At 39.1% G+C, this 14,888-nt stretch carries 14 protein-coding genes and 4 pseudogenes; 6 read left to right on the forward strand and 12 right to left on the reverse strand.

The genetic code is table 11. The features are described 5' to 3' along the window. The first annotated feature begins 234 nt into the window (after positions 1-234). Positions 235-435, forward strand: a complete 201-nt coding sequence (locus tag M5V91_RS12815; RefSeq protein ID WP_009330956.1) for a YlaI family protein — start codon at positions 235-237, stop codon at positions 433-435. A 255-nt stretch (positions 436-690) separates the two neighbouring features. On the opposite strand, the gene M5V91_RS12820 is transcribed toward M5V91_RS12815, so the two are convergent. The 4 genes from M5V91_RS12820 to typA form a co-directional block, all read right to left on the reverse strand. Continuing rightward, positions 691-2,049: an IS1182 family transposase gene (locus tag M5V91_RS12820; protein WP_009336809.1), complete on the reverse strand. Its 1,359-nt coding sequence runs from the start codon at positions 2,047-2,049 to the stop codon at positions 691-693. Positions 2,050-2,174: 125 nt separating this feature from the next. Then, positions 2,175-2,465 carry a hypothetical protein gene (locus tag M5V91_RS12825; RefSeq protein WP_009330960.1) on the reverse strand — a complete coding sequence of 97 codons (291 nt, stop codon included), beginning with the start codon at positions 2,463-2,465 and terminating at the stop codon, positions 2,175-2,177. A 15-nt stretch (positions 2,466-2,480) separates the two neighbouring features. Beyond that, positions 2,481-2,795: a YlaH-like family protein gene (locus M5V91_RS12830; protein WP_009330961.1), complete on the reverse strand. Its 315-nt coding sequence runs from the start codon at positions 2,793-2,795 to the stop codon at positions 2,481-2,483. A gap of 26 nt (positions 2,796-2,821) precedes the next feature. Continuing rightward, positions 2,822-4,660, reverse strand: a complete 1,839-nt coding sequence (gene typA / locus M5V91_RS12835) for a translational GTPase TypA (protein ID WP_009330962.1) — start codon at positions 4,658-4,660, stop codon at positions 2,822-2,824. 214 nt (positions 4,661-4,874) lie between these two features. Here typA and M5V91_RS12840 point away from each other — a divergent pair, with 214 nt between their 5' ends. Continuing rightward, the gene (locus M5V91_RS12840; protein ID WP_019381679.1) at positions 4,875-5,060 is read left to right on the forward strand and encodes a YlaF family protein; all 186 of its coding nucleotides are present in this window, start codon (positions 4,875-4,877) and stop codon (positions 5,058-5,060) included. Positions 5,061-5,098: 38 nt separating this feature from the next. On the opposite strand, the gene M5V91_RS12845 is transcribed toward M5V91_RS12840, so the two are convergent. The 3 genes and pseudogenes from M5V91_RS12845 to M5V91_RS12855 all read right to left on the reverse strand — a co-directional run bounded on the left by M5V91_RS12845 (position 5,099) and on the right by M5V91_RS12855 (position 6,774). Continuing rightward, the gene (locus M5V91_RS12845; protein ID WP_284522190.1) at positions 5,099-5,452 is read right to left on the reverse strand and encodes a GNAT family N-acetyltransferase; all 354 of its coding nucleotides are present in this window, start codon (positions 5,450-5,452) and stop codon (positions 5,099-5,101) included. 102 nt (positions 5,453-5,554) lie between these two features. Beyond that, a pseudogene (locus M5V91_RS12850) lies at positions 5,555-6,354 on the reverse strand (inositol monophosphatase family protein). A 225-nt stretch (positions 6,355-6,579) separates the two neighbouring features. Next, a complete protein-coding gene (locus M5V91_RS12855; protein WP_009330966.1) occupies positions 6,580-6,774 on the reverse strand; it encodes a YkzI domain-containing protein in 195 nt (64 codons plus the stop codon). 195 nt (positions 6,775-6,969) lie between these two features. On the opposite strand from M5V91_RS12855, the gene M5V91_RS12860 reads away from it, so the two are divergent. Further along, positions 6,970-7,590, forward strand: coding sequence for a YktB family protein (locus tag M5V91_RS12860; RefSeq protein ID WP_009330967.1), 621 nt, complete (start codon positions 6,970-6,972; stop codon positions 7,588-7,590). Positions 7,591-7,668: 78 nt separating this feature from the next. Here the strand turns inward: M5V91_RS12860 and M5V91_RS12865 are convergent, their stop codons facing one another. Beyond that, positions 7,669-7,944, reverse strand: coding sequence for a UPF0223 family protein (locus M5V91_RS12865; RefSeq protein ID WP_019381677.1), 276 nt, complete (start codon positions 7,942-7,944; stop codon positions 7,669-7,671). Between the two features lie 57 nt (positions 7,945-8,001). Continuing rightward, positions 8,002-8,960 (reverse strand): annotated as a pseudogene (locus M5V91_RS12870) (NAD(P)H-dependent flavin oxidoreductase). Positions 8,961-9,289: 329 nt separating this feature from the next. On the opposite strand from M5V91_RS12870, the pseudogene M5V91_RS12875 reads away from it, so the two are divergent. Beyond that, positions 9,290-10,758, forward strand: a pseudogene (locus M5V91_RS12875) (aminotransferase class I/II-fold pyridoxal phosphate-dependent enzyme). A 41-nt stretch (positions 10,759-10,799) separates the two neighbouring features. Here M5V91_RS12875 and M5V91_RS12880 read toward each other — a convergent pair. Together M5V91_RS12880 and M5V91_RS12885 are read right to left on the reverse strand one after the other, a co-directional pair. After that, positions 10,800-10,934 carry a GapA-binding peptide SR1P gene (locus tag M5V91_RS12880; RefSeq protein WP_019381676.1) on the reverse strand — a complete coding sequence of 45 codons (135 nt, stop codon included), beginning with the start codon at positions 10,932-10,934 and terminating at the stop codon, positions 10,800-10,802. Positions 10,935-11,142: 208 nt separating this feature from the next. After that, positions 11,143-11,442 (reverse strand): DUF3055 domain-containing protein, encoded by a 300-nt coding sequence (locus M5V91_RS12885; protein WP_009330973.1) that lies wholly within the window; start codon positions 11,440-11,442, stop codon positions 11,143-11,145. A 170-nt stretch (positions 11,443-11,612) separates the two neighbouring features. Between M5V91_RS12885 and M5V91_RS12890 the strand changes: the two genes are divergently transcribed. Then, positions 11,613-12,050 (forward strand): DUF1885 family protein, encoded by a 438-nt coding sequence (locus M5V91_RS12890; protein WP_251175671.1) that lies wholly within the window; start codon positions 11,613-11,615, stop codon positions 12,048-12,050. 38 nt (positions 12,051-12,088) lie between these two features. Here M5V91_RS12890 and M5V91_RS12895 read toward each other — a convergent pair whose 3' ends face one another. Beyond that, positions 12,089-12,907 carry a polysaccharide deacetylase family protein gene (locus M5V91_RS12895; protein ID WP_009330975.1) on the reverse strand — a complete coding sequence of 273 codons (819 nt, stop codon included), beginning with the start codon at positions 12,905-12,907 and terminating at the stop codon, positions 12,089-12,091. 409 nt (positions 12,908-13,316) lie between these two features. On the opposite strand from M5V91_RS12895, the pseudogene M5V91_RS12900 reads away from it, so the two are divergent. After that, positions 13,317-14,841 (forward strand): annotated as a pseudogene (locus M5V91_RS12900) (glycine betaine uptake BCCT transporter). Positions 14,842-14,888: the final 47 nt, after the last annotated feature.

Consider the following 14,888-nt stretch of genomic DNA (forward strand, 5'->3'; position numbering starts at 1 on the left):
TTTCCCTCCTTTATTAACTTCATCATAGTATGATAACGCTTTTCTTTCAACCAATAACATCCTATCCTTAAGTTTGGTTGAAGCCTTTGCACTTTCTATACTAATATGAACTAACACAATAAACCCGATACGGTCTGACCGTAAAAATTTTAATTTGCCGTTAAAGCATTCGAATCAATCCTTAACTTATACTATAATGGTATTAACAACAGCAAAAACAATATGAGGTGTCCTATGCGAGTAAAATGTGTACTTTGTGATAAAATCGAATCAATTGAAAACGAGTCCTTACAGGCTAAACGGCTTCGAAACCGCCCTATTCACACATATATGTGCAAACCATGTGAAACAAGAATTACCGAAAAAACTCAAGAAAGAGCAGATACCGGAAACTTTAAGCTCTACCGAAGCAAAGTCCAGGAGGAAGAATGGTAAATCGGGCAACACCGATCATGAAGAGCAGAATAAAAGCGGAAGCGCCTTGATCAGCTGAAGTTCAACTAAAACCGCCACGTCCTGTATATTTTATAAATTCCTAAACTATAAAAAAGCCGTCCCTAACAACATATAGGGACGGCTTCAGTTTGTAGACAAAAAGAGTTCGGAATAGTCTCATTCCGAACTCTTTTTTCATTTTTTGTAGGACTTCAAGTAATTACAGAGAATTGCAGACCTCTCCGAGGTTATCATTTAGGCCATTTCTGGACCTTGCCAAGTCCAGTTGGCCATTTTCTTCAAATTCATGGCAGCGAAAGTAAGCATCGCCTGCATCGACATTTTTTTAAGTCCCCTGAGGGTTGTCCAACGCATGCCATGCTTTTCTTTTGCATCTGCGAATACTCGTTCAATTGTTTCTTTGCGTTTTTCATAGATCGGTTTGACGTCTTGATGGTGGCGAAGATGATCTGCTTCTTCCACATGTTCCTCCCACACATGACGTTGAATCAGTTTTTGATGTGCTTGACTCTGTGTGCATTGAGACAAGAAAGGGCATCCAGCACAAATTCGAGGATCTGATTTATATTGACGATACCCTTCCTTTGTAGTTGTAGTATATTTTAATATCTCACCAGTTGGGCAAATGTAACAGTCAAAATGCTCATCATAAACATACTCATGTTTTCTGAAGAAACCCTCTTTTGTGCGAGGTCGTGTGTAAGGTAAAGCAGGTGTGATGTCGTTTTTCAATAAGTAGCTCGTGATAGCAGGTGTTTTATAGGCTGCGTCTGCCGCAACAGCTTTTGGTTTACTAACTTTCTCAATGACTTGTTCTACCAATGGCTCTAAAATATGACTATCATGCGTGTTACCAGGGGTTACAATTGCGCCTAACACGAAGCCGTTGCGGTCTGCGGCCGCATGGAAAGAATAAGCGAACTGTTTTGTACGCTCATCTTTTACATAGTAGCCACTCTCTGGATCTGTTGTACTTTCCTTGATTTCTTTGTATTCTTCTTTATCAAACTTATCTGGTGGAAACGGCTTTTTTCCATGATCCTCGCGGTCTTGGTTAATCTCCTCTTGAAGGCGTTCTTGATAAGCACGGGTTTCTTTTCGAACAACTTTCTTTTCAAATTTGCGTTTATTTGCACTCGCTTTTACATGAGTAGAATCTACAAAAACGTGTTCAGCACTAATTAAATTCTTTTCAGCTGCGGTTTTTAAGATTCGGTAAAATATTTGTTCAAAGAGATCGGTGTCTTTAAATCGGCGCTCATAATTTTTACCGAAAGTTGAGAAGTGAGGAACTTTATCGTGAAAGCCATATCCTAAAAACCATCGATAAGCCATATTCGTTTTCAATTCTTCAATTGTTTGACGCATGGAGCGAATACCGAAGGTATATTGAATAAATGTGAGTTTAATTAATATTACAGGGTCAATACTTGGGCGGCCTTTTTCTGAATACTTATCTTTTACCAAGTCATAGATGAATGAGAAATTAATCGCCGCTTCAATTTTGCGGACCAAATGGTCCGCCGGTACAAGTTCGTCTAAAGCAACCATTTCAATTTGATCCCGTTGAATTGGATTATGTTTTGAAAGCATTTAAATCACCTCAAGCATTGTATTACTTCTATTTTAAAATAAAAAAGACTGCAGACAAGCACGATTTTCATCGAGTTTGTCGACAGTCTGAAGCCGTCCCTAACAACATATAGGGACGGCTTTTCTTAATCCTCTGGATAATTCACATACTTTTCTGGTTCATTTTGAATCTGATTAAGCATCACTTCTATTAATTCACGGGGAAAACGGCTCTTTTTCCGTTCTTTATCCTTAGAATAATGCACAAAGTACATTAGATCATCTTTCTCAACTTCGATATCAGAAATCTTATGCTCTTCTGAAAGAATGTCAAAAAACATTTTTTCTGTGTCTGCTGCTGCTGTATCATCCGGACGTTTATCACAGACAATTTTTATCGTTAACCAGTTATACAGTGAATCCTGCAAAGATTTCATCTCAGCCTCTCCCGGTTATTCCGCCTTTGCCTGTTCTTTCTTTTCCTGGTGAAGGCGGATTTTATAGATAATCAAGATTAACGCAGCCACAACAAGACCTTCTGCTACAGGAAGGAATACCCCAAGAAATGTAAGCACGGTACATCCTAAAATCAAGAAGGTATATATAACAGCTGATTTTATTATAGGAAGTTTCTTGGCAAAACCTAATTTAAAAACCAGTATGGATAGTAGAACAATTGTTATATATAGAAGCCACATTCCAGTTGTGGGATTCTCATGGACTTTGAACAAAGCAGCGAAAAAAGAAAGGCGCTGTGAAACATCCATATCCTTCTCTCCTCCCCTTCTTAGCCTTAGTTAGTTTCAGCGTATTTCTTCTTTTTGGCCATTCTTTCACGTTCATTTTTATCAAGAATTTTTTTGCGCAGTCTGATTGACTCAGGTGTTACTTCAAGCAGCTCATCATCATTCAAATATTCAAGAGCTTCTTCAAGAGTCAAAATGCGCGGCTTTTTAATTACATTCGTTTGATCCTTATTAGCAGAACGGATGTTGGTTGCATGCTTCACTTTAGTGATATTGACAGTAAGGTCATTTTCGCGAGTATGCTCTCCAACTATCATTCCTTCATAGATTTCAGTACCTGGTTCAACGAAAATGGTACCTCTATCCTCTACTTGCATAATACCATATGTGGATGACTTTCCGCTTTCCATGGAAACAAGCACACCCTTGCTTCTGCCTCCGATTTGTCCTTTAATTTCAGGCTGGTAGCTGTCAAATGTGTGATTGATAATACCATATCCGCGAGTAAGCGTCATAAATTCTGTGGAGTAGCCAATTAGTCCGCGGGCTGGGACGTTGAATGTTAGTCGCACTTGGCCATTTCCGTTATTGACCATATCAAGCATTTCACCTTTACGTGTACCCATTGATTCAATGATTGAGCCGGTATTATCCTCTGGCACATCAATTTGAACACGTTCTACCGGTTCGCAGCGAACACCATCAATCTCTCTAATAATTACTTCAGGCTTGGAAACCTGTAATTCAAAACCTTCACGGCGCATATTTTCAATGAGGATTGATAAATGAAGTTCTCCACGTCCAGATACAACCCAAGCGTCAGGTGAATCTGTATTTTCGACACGAAGACTCACATCTGTCTCAAGCTGGGCACGCAATCTTTCTTCAACTTTTCTGGCTGTAATATACTTTCCTTCTCTTCCTGCAAATGGGCTGTTATTTACAACGAAAGTCATTTGCAATGTTGGCTCATCTATTCTTAGAACAGGAAGTGCTTCCTGATGCTCGACAGGACAGATGGTTTCTCCAACGTTGATGTCCTCCATTCCGGAAACAGCGATCAGATCTCCAGGAAATGCTTCTTGAATTTCCTCGCGCTTAAGCCCGAAGAATCCAAAGATTTTTGTAACGCGGAATTGCTTGACCGAACCATCAAGCTTCATTAAAGCAACTTGCTGGCCGACCTTGATTGTTCCACGGAATACACGGCCAATACCGATTCTTCCCACATAATCATTGTAATCTAAAAGGGCAACCTGGAATTGGAGCGGCTCTTCACGATTATCAGCAGGTGCTGGTATGTGGTCAATAATTGCTTCATAAACCGAATGCATATCATCATCCTGTTTATCAGGAGTAGTACTTGCAGTCCCAGCAATAGCTGAAGCGTATATGACCGGAAATTCAAGCTGGTCTTCGTCTGCACCAAGTTCGATAAATAAATCGATAACCTCATCAACAACTTCTGTTGGGCGGGCAGATTCCTTGTCAATTTTATTTACTACTACGATTGGTGTTAATTTTTGCTCCAAAGCCTTTTTGAGTACGAAACGCGTTTGAGGCATACACCCTTCATATGCATCAACTACTAATAAGACACCATCAACCATTTTCATGATACGTTCTACTTCACCGCCAAAATCTGCGTGGCCAGGCGTATCCAGAATGTTAATCCTTGTATCTTTATATTTAACTGCAGTGTTTTTAGCTAAGATCGTAATACCGCGTTCTCTTTCCAGATCATTTGAATCCATCGCGCGCTCTTCCACATGCTCATTTGAACGGAAAGTCCCGGACTGTTTTAAAAGCTCGTCAACCAATGTTGTTTTACCATGGTCAACGTGGGCTATAATTGCAATATTTCGAATATCTTCTCTTAATTTCAAAAGATTTCCTCCTATTTATAAAAACTGAATCACTTTTTAACATTTTTCACAACTGATACATTATATCACAATTACTATAGAAACCTAAAAGCTTTTTGTGTAAAATAATGTAGAAAAGGATTTATTCCTCATGTATGCTTTTTATTTTTATTCTCTTTACATATTTTTCGCCAGTATTTACTTAAAATAATCCGCTTGGGAGTGGAAAAAATTTATGGACAAAATCAAGTGGCCTTTATTAGCCTTTGCGATTGGCGCAGCTCTATGCATGATGGGCATAGGCGTTGCTGTAGCTGAAAGAAGCATTATAGGCATGATTATTGCCATCATTGCTTTAATTTTTGTAATGGGATACGGTTTTAAAACAAAGAAGAAAATGAGGGAAGACGGTTTATTATAGAAACGGCATAAAAGCTGCAGCTCTGCGCTGCAGCTTTTTCAAATTAATGGACAGACCATTATTAAGAATTCTTTTTCATCAGGAGAAGCCTCCATTTTGAATTGCTCAAAACCGGCGTCAGCTAAAAAATATATCCAATTTTGCCGGTTTTCAGGAACACCCGCAAAGAAAGACTTTTCTCCTTTTTCCTTTAATTCTGCGGCCAACTGCTCGATAATCTTAGTACCGATTCCTTTCCTGCGAATACTGTTCTTAACCAGAATCGTACCGAGCCATGGTTTCCCGTTAGAAGGAGATGAATTCACATGGAATGTGACGGCTATCCGTTCTCCATCAAGCCTCCAAATTCTCCACTCACCATTCAATTTCTGATACCTGGCCATATATTCCATTAGGTTATGCCCGCTTTTCTCTTCTTCTTCCCAAGCAGCACTATCCTTGATGATCTCTAAAAAAATGTCAAGTCTGCATGTGTGACGCTGCTGCTCGATAAATTACCAATTGCCATTTTTTAAGTATTCTTTCATAATTTCCTGATGAAGCCCTGGCTTAGAGACAAAAACAGAATTGTTTTCAAGATAGTTCAGCGGATCACCTTTAACGGTTGTTGCAATTCCTCCCAATTCCTCGATCATGATCACACCTGCGGCGAAATCCCATGGAGCCAGACGCATTGTTATGTATGCATCAACCCTCCCGGATGCAATATATGCCATTTCAATTGCAGCTGAACCATAGGATCGAGTTCCTCTTGCATTTCTAACAAGAGGAGCCAGGAGTGATGGATCAATTCTTCTATTTTCCGTAACCCATGTAGCATTCAGTCCGATTATTGCCTTTGATACTTCCGTTTCCTTTAATGGCGGAAGTTCCAAATCATTCATGAAAACACCCTGTCCCTTCATGCAATGATATAACTCATCATGGACTACATCGTAAATTAATCCAATTTTCCCTTTTCCATTTTCATAAATGCCTACTGATATGGCAAAGTTTCTTTGCTGATGGACAAAATTCATCGTTCCGTCAATTGGATCAATAATCCAGACAATTCCTTCCATATCACTTAGCTTATCCCCGAAACCCTCTTCACCAAGGATTCGATGGCCGGGATATTTTTCATTAATTTTTTTATGAAGAATTGTTCTGTTTCCTGATCTATATCTGTCACTAAATCGTTTGCATTTGACTTGGTGGTGATGGTCAACGTTTTGCTGAAAGAATTTTTAATATTCTCGCCGGCCTCTCTAATCAAGGCTTTGGCATATGTATGAATTTCACTCCAATTTGTCATTGGTCAGCCCTCCGCTTAGTATATCATTAAAATATAACTAGCTTAAATGAATTAGCAAGGTTCTTCAAGTTATATACTCTCCTATGATGCGGGTTATCATTTGCAGTAAAAAACAATTGCCAAAATAATAAACGAACTCCTCATGTAATCAGGGAGTCCGTTTCTAATTATTCTTTCTTTTCTTTTGCATTTTTTCTGCCTTATCTCCTTTAGTCACAATTAATCTTAAAGTGCTTTTAATCTGAGAAGTTCCTGCCTGATTTTTTCAAGCTTTAGTTTTGATTGTTTCTGGAGATCTTCATTCCTTTCTGACATGGCATCAAACAAAGTAGCTAACTCATAATCCATTTCCAGCCTTAAGACCGCTGTTCTTTCCCTATCACCATTTTTCTTCTTCACTGTATTCATAAGTTGTTTCATTAGACAGTACACCCCTTCCAATAGTGTTTAATTTTCTGATTATTTTTACTATTATCATATGAAGGACAATTCTCAGTTGCAACTAATTTGTGCGATAACCTAAAACTTTATTTAGCCTCTTCTTTAAAGCTTAAAATTTTTCGATTGTTCGAGGTTATGCTACAATATTTGACAAAGCATATAGGAGGTTAGCTTATGTCTTTTCCTGGTTTCACAAACGATGATTTCGATGTCTTTAAAATAGATGGACTTGATGAAAGAATGGACAGGTTAAAATCTGTTATTAGGCCTAAGTTAGAAGAGTTGGGACGCCATTTTGCACCCTCTCTCTCAAACCTGTCCGGAGATGAAATGTTCCCTCATGTTGCTAAGCATGCCAGAAGAACAAAGAATCCGCCAAATGATACTTGGGTCGCATTTGCAGGCAATGCAAGGGGATACAAAATGCTTCCTCATTTCCAGATAGGTTTATGGGAAACGCATGTATTCATCTGGTTTGCCATCATCTATGAAGCACCGAATAAAGCTGCCGCAGGCAAGTCTTTTGAGAACAGCCTGGATAAATTTTATAAAGAAATACCCAAAGATTATGTCTGGTCCGGCGATCACACAAAACCAGATGCTGTTATGCATAATGAACTTTCCAAAGAAGAATTGAGATCCATGTTTCAGCGCCTGCAAAATGTTAAAAAAGCTGAAATTCTTTGCGGCTATCAAATTTCTCGAGAAGATGCCGTTCTCATGTCACCTGATCAGTTTATTGAAAAAGCTGAATCTGTATTTAGAAATTTATTACCCTTATACAAAATGGCATAAACATGTTTCGCATAACGTGGATCAGGCAGCTCAAAAAAAAACAAACCTTCAATTTGAAGGTTTGTTTTTTTACCAAGTCTATTTCTGCATTCTTACTTTATCCCCAGGTGAAAGTTCTTTGGCCAATTTAACTGTCCGGTAAGAGGAATAGCCGCTTTGTTCTTCAAATTCATCACAGATGTTTTTCTCCTGGGCTTTTCCCGGAACAATTTCCTTAAAGCGTCTATATGCATTCATGAATTGTTCTCGCTCAATTCCTTTTTCGTATGCCATTTCAATGCTTTCAAAATATTTGATGACGTCAACTATTTCTTCTGTTGACCAATCCAGGTCAATCGGGTATTGATATTCCATTTCACTTCACCTCATTTATGATAATTCATGGTGCTTTGTCACATTATTTTATCATAATTATTTAATCCATTTCCCTCTGATTGATTCTCCATCTGCAATGATCCGCTGGAATAATTCCTCAACAGACGGGATATCCTTAATTAATCCCATAACTTGTCCAGCCCATGCAAATCCTTCATGGTCTTTCCCTTCATATATATATTTTTTATTAGCATTCCCGCTAATGTAGTCTTTTAACTGCTCATAGCCGCCGTTTTGTTTTTCGATATCGAGTATTTTTTCCGACCATGAGTTAGCGATAACCCTTGCGGGTGCTCCTATAGTTCTTTTTATGACTACTGTGTCATTTTCTGTGCCTTCGACTAAACGATTTTTATATAATTCAGAAGCATGTACGCATTCTTTTGTTGCAACAAATCTTGTCCCCATCTCAATACCCTCTGCGCCAAGACTTAATGCTGCCATCAGGCCCCTGCCGTCTCCGATTCCTCCTGAGGCTATAACAGGAATTGATACAGCATCAGCCACCTGAGGTACAAGAACGAAGGTTCCAATATCATCCCTGCCTAAATGTCCGCCGCCTTCCTGACCGACAACCATCACAGCATCGGCCCCAAGTTCCTCCGCCTTTACCGCCTGCCGTTTTGCCGCCACAAGTACAAGTTTCTTAACATTTACACCCTTTAATTGATCAAATATAGGAGCAGGATTTCCCCTGTCATAGAAATAACAGGGACTTCTTCTTCAATCGCAACATCCAGGTAGTGAGAAAATGGCCTTCCATGCTGTCCAATAGCAAAATTAACCCCGAACGGCTTGTCTGTCAATTTCTTCACCTTTTGTATCTCATCTCTAAGTTTTTCCGGGCTGCTGAGAGACATTGCGGTAACCTGCCCTAATCCTCCGGCATTTGAAACAGCTGCAGCCAAATCTGAATAGGCAAGATGGGCAAGACCGCCCTGTATAATTGGATATTTAATTTTCAATAATTCTGTCACACGTGTGTTCCAGTTCATTTATATAACCTCCATTTCTTCCTAACTTTTATTTCTATTTGCAAGGTTTAAATTCCTGTTAACTTCTAAAACTAATGGCAAACCGAAATAGCAGGCGACTGCTCAGGGACGGACGGCAATCACAAGACGAGCCATGCGAGGAGGTATTCTTTCCTTCCGGAAGGAATTGGCAGGTCTTTCCTCCCTAGGGACGGAAACTAGACAGGCATTAACAGAATCAGTATGCAATAAAACTTTCTATGCAAAGGGATTGAATAATGCTATAATGCAAATGTTTTATAACAGCATGAGTATATTGAAATATTATTTTAAAGAGGTGTGGGAATAAGTTGTCTCAATACAAAACACCGCTGTTCAGCGGTTTGCTTGCACACGCAAAAAAGGATCCGGTACAATTTCATATACCCGGCCACAAAAAAGGTGCCGGGATTGATCCGGAATTCAGGGAATATATAGGTGATAATGCACTCGCTATTGACCTGATTAACATTGGTCCTCTTGATGATCTTCATCAGCCCAAAGGCATTATAAAAGAAGCACAGGATCTTGCAGCAGAGGCCTTTGGGGCGGATAGAACATTCTTCTCTGTACAAGGAACGAGCGGAGCCATCATGACCATGGTTATGGCTGTCTGCGGGCCAGGGGATAAAATCATTGTTCCGAGGAATGTTCATAAGTCCGTCATGTCTGCAATTGTGTTTTCAGGGGCAACCCCTATTTTTATACATCCTGAAATTGATGAAAACTTGGGAATATCTCACGGAATAACAACTGAATCCGTCTCGAAAGCCCTGGAACTTCATCCGGATGCCAAAGGGGTATTAGTAATTAATCCTACCTATTTCGGTATTTCTGCCGATCTAAAAAAATTGTTGAAATAGCCCATTCATACAATGTGCCTGTCCTTGTGGACGAAGCCCATGGTGTGCATATTCACTTCCATGACGAGCTTCCATTATCCGCCATGCAGGCCGGAGCTGATTTAGCAGCAACATCAGTCCACAAACTGGGCGGGTCCATGACACAAAGTTCAATCTTAAATATGAAAGGGAATCTTGTTTCTGCCAAAAGGGTACAATCCATTTTAAGCATGCTGACAACAACTTCCACTTCTTATTTACTGCTTGCCTCATTGGATGTTGCCAGAAAACGTCTTGCCACTGAAGGAAAGGAACTCATTCAAAAGACTATTGATTTGGCCCAGTCCATTCGCCGCCGCATCAATGAAATTGACCGGCTATATTGTGTCGGTGAAGAAATACTGGAAACAAAAGCGGCGCATGACTACGATCCGACCAAATTGATTATTTCTGTCAAAGAACTTGGCATGAATGGTTTCGATGTGGAAAATTGGCTTCGGGAACATCATAATATTGAAGTAGAAATGTCCGATTTATATAATATCCTTTGCATTGTTACCCCCGGTGACACGGAAAGAGAAGCTGATATTTTAGTTTCCGCTCTTGCCGAACTCGCTAATGAGCGTAAAGGAAATACTGAAAAGCTTGAAACTCAAGTGCTGCTGCCTGATATTCCCGTTTTATCGCTTACTCCCCGTGACGCATTTTATGCTGACACAGAACTGGTTCCATTTGACGAATCAGAAGGAAGAATTATCGCCGAATTCATTATGGTTTATCCTCCCGGAATACCTATATTTATTCCAGGAGAAATCATTACTAAGGAAAACCTGCGTTATATTAAAACGAATATGGAAGCGGGACTTCCAGTTCAAGGGCCGGAAGATTACGACTTCAAGTATCTTCGTGTCATTGAAGAGCACCGGGCCATCAGATAATGCAAAAGAGCCTTCCATTTTAGGAAAGGCTCTTTTTATTATTAACGATTATTTTTTGTATTCTCTGTTTTTTCTCCATCACAGCAATTGCATTTTTTTGAATATAGTACTGTTACTTTTTCATCCTCAAAGTGATCAATAGTTGAATTGCAAGCCTGGCATACGATTGTACCCATCTTTTCATTCTCCTTTTCAATGAGTTTTAGAATCATTTGAAAGCGCTTTATCTATAAATCAATAATAATATAACATTATTAAATTATCAAGCCTAATTGTATAACATAATTATTGTTTTTTATTGGTATTTACGTTGACAACATTTATAAACCTTTATTAATAGTATGACATAATAAAAAAACAGACCAATTCGGCCTGTTTTTTTGTTTAATCGTATTGTTCTTCGAAACGTGCACCAGGGATCGCTTCTATGAAAAACTCGCTTAAATCAGCTGCCTGTTCATATAAATCAAGCTTAAATGCCTTTTGCAAGTATTCGATGTCTTCGAGATCTTTTGGGTCAAGGAGAGTGGAGCGGCCGGTCTGCATACAAATAACCAGAGGCTTAGAAAAGAAGAGGTTTGTATAAACAATTCCAAAATCATACCGTGTTGACTCGGTGGTAAATCCAACAAAACGGACATTCACGTTTTCATGCTCATCATAGAGCTTCTCAAAATAATCCATAAAATACCTCCCTTTTAAATAAATATTTAGAATATTATTATAATTTATTTTAGGCGCTTTGACAAGTAATTTAAATTTACCTTACTATTTTAAGTTGTCATAAGATTTTATCTAATGCTAGAATGAAGGAAGATGTTCATTACCATAATTATGGGGATAATGGGGGAAAGATGTTGGCGGCTAATTCTTTTATCAAGCTGGTTCCTTCATCAGCTAAGGAAAATATTTCAACAGAAGAGCTTAAAGAACTTTTCTTATATTATAAGGATATTACAGGCAAAACAGGCAGACAGATTAAATGGGAATATAATGATGCCGCTTTTCCTTATGAGATTAAAGAGAAGCCTGAAGCAAAAGGAACCTGGTTTTACCTATATTCAGACCATGACCGATATAATGCCATATTGCTTGGCATTGATAAAGAAAAAGTTATTGAGGAAGACGGCTCTGAACGGGAGCAGGCCTACATACAGGTTACATTGCCGGAAACTGCAACTTTTGGAGATAAAGGTAAAGCTAATGAATTTTGCAAATTTCTTGCTAAAAAGCTGCAAGGTGAATTGCATCTCTTCAATGGAAGAATCATGTACTATTATAAAAGAAAATAATTATTTATAAAAAACGTTGAGAACAGCAGCTGCTGTTCTCATTCTATTTCCTGGCTGATCTGAGCAGGATCGACAGGTGTAAATCCTTTATTCCGCAACCCTTTCACAATATCCTCTAATGCTTCTTTTGTCCATTGCCTATCATGCATCAATAAGTTTGCACCATTCACTAAAAAGGGTGAATTAATCATTATATCTGCCAAAGCTTCTTTTGATTGATATTCCTTTTCCCAGTCATATCCGTATGTCCAATTCATGAGAATCATGTTTTCATCCTTAGCAACCTTTCGGCTGTAGTCTGAAATGGATCCAAATGGTGCCCGGAAGAATTTTGGCCTCTCTCCGATAATCTCTTCTACTCGATCATTAAGACTAACAATCTCATTATATTGCTGTGCCTCGGATAAGGTTTTTAAGTTGTAGTGGCTGTATGTGTGATTACCGATAGCAAAACCAAGTTCGTGAATTGCCTTCAAAACTTCTGCTTCTTCCGGAGTATCAATGAAGTGTCCATTAACAAAGAAGATTGCAGGTGCTGAAAGTTTTTTTAAGATCCTGGCCATCTCCAATGCATTTTTATCTGGAGCATCGTCAATAGTCAGTAATACAACCTTTGAGTTTGCATGATTCATTGGTTCTACTGTCCAATTACTTGCATTTATCTTGTATTGCGGCTCTGATAAGGATACTGCCTCTTCTTTAGGCTCTCTTTCGTCATCTCCCTTGTTCTTCTGCAATTTTGATTCATGAACTTTGGAATGGTCATCCGAATTATTTTCTTCTTGCTTATACTCTTCTTTTTCCAATTCTGATGGCTTTTCAACCGCAGTAAGATCCGTGCAAGAAGCCAAAATCATTAGAAAAAAACACCTATGATAAGCCCCGTTATTTTCATATTGCCCCCCTACAGTGCATATCCCTTTAATCTCACTCCAATTAGTGTTAGTATGTGAAATGGCCTTTTAAAGGAGTTGTCCCCCTTTTTGACACCTTACCATTACCTACTGATTTTACCCGAAATAGATCCGTTTTGAACATTCAAAAAGTAAAATTTAGAATTTCTGTGAGGATCTATACATCCTTTAGATTTTACATAGTCGATCTTTTTCGGGAAGCTGCTCTCCCCTGCTGAGCTTCAAAATGCTTTAAAAATCAAGCTATAACTGTCAGGAATGCGGAATTCTTATTTTCCTGCATTTTTTAGGATTGGGAGTTTTACGGAATTATTTTATTTACGTTCATTATAATAAGATTTGGAGGGATTTGATGAAGAAACTGACACCAGTATTTACGGTTTCAGTCATATTCACAGCAATTTTTATTTTATGGGGACTTGTCCCAAAGACTATACTGCCAAAAGGCAATCTTGATTCTGTTACAGCATCTGTTCAAGGATTCATATTGGAGAAGTTCGGCTGGTTTTACCTTTTATCAGCTTCTATCTTTTTAATTTTTTCTATCCTATTAGCATTCAGCAAATACGGCAATATTCGTCTGGGCAAGGATGCAGATAGGCCCGAATATAGCTATTTATCATGGTTTGCCATGCTCTTTAGTGCCGGGATGGGAATAGGCCTGGTTTTTGGGGAGTGTCGGAACCTATGTATCACTTTTATGCCCCCCTTTTCTCGAAGGACAGACACCTGAAGCAGCCAGGGCTGCCATGAGGTACTCCTTTTTCCATTGGGGTCTTCATCCATGGGCTATTTATACTGTCATTGGGCTTGCATTGGCGTATTTCCAGTTCAGAAAAGGAGCACCGGGAGTTATCAGCTCCATTTTGAGGCCAATTTTAGGAAGCAAAGTGGACGGGCCGCTGGGCGTATTAATTGATTTTATTGCCGTCTTTGCTACTGTTTTCGGAGTTGCAACATCATTAGGTCTGGGTGCCATTCAGATTTCCGGAGGACTTTCTGGAATATTCGACAGTATCGGTAATAATTTCAACACTCAATTAATTATTATTGTCGTTGTGACGGTCTTGTTTATGTTTTCAGCCCAAACCGGATTAAACAAGGGAATAAAGTATTTAAGTAACTTAAATATTATCTTAGCAATATCCTTATTATTATTTCTGCTGTTTGTAGGTCCATCTAACTTTATTATGGACCTGTTCACAACGACAATTGGGTCTTATATTCAAAACCTTCCATCCATGAGCTTCAGGCTCAGCCCTTTTGATCAGGAGCTGACATGGTTTCAGGATTGGACCATTTTTTATTGGGCATGGTGGATTGCCTGGGCGCCATTTGTCGGTACGTTCATAGCAAGAATATCCCGTGGAAGGACAATAAGAGAATTCGTCATTGGTGTGCTTGCTGTTCCAACCCTATTTGGAGCCCTTTGGTTCTCTGTTTTTGGAGGAACAGGTATATACCTTGAATTCTTCGAGGCGAAGCCTATCTTTGAAACAATCGAGCAGCAGGGAATGGAGGTAGCACTATTTACTGTGTTTGATAACTTCCCTTTCAGCACTGTTCTTAGCTCAATGGCTATTTTCTTAATCAGTACATTCTTTATTACTTCTGCAGACTCAGCTACTTTTGTTCTTGGCATGCAGACGACTAACGGAAGCCTGAACCCTCCGGGAAAAGTGAAATTTGTCTGGGGCATTATTCAATCAGCATCTGCAGCCATCCTTTTATGGACAGGAGGTCTTGAAGCTCTCCAAAGAGCTTCCATTATAGCTGCACTCCCTTTTACCATCATTATGCTTCTAATTGTGGCATCGCTGGTTAAATCGTTTAAAGAAGAGGACATCCTGAAAAAAACAGCTGATAAAGCCAAATAAAAAATCGGCACCTAAAAAAGGTGCCGATTTTTTTATCCTTATACTTA

This window comes from Cytobacillus pseudoceanisediminis (genome assembly GCF_023516215.1).
Taxonomy (GTDB): domain Bacteria; phylum Bacillota; class Bacilli; order Bacillales; family Cytobacillaceae; genus Cytobacillus; species Cytobacillus pseudoceanisediminis.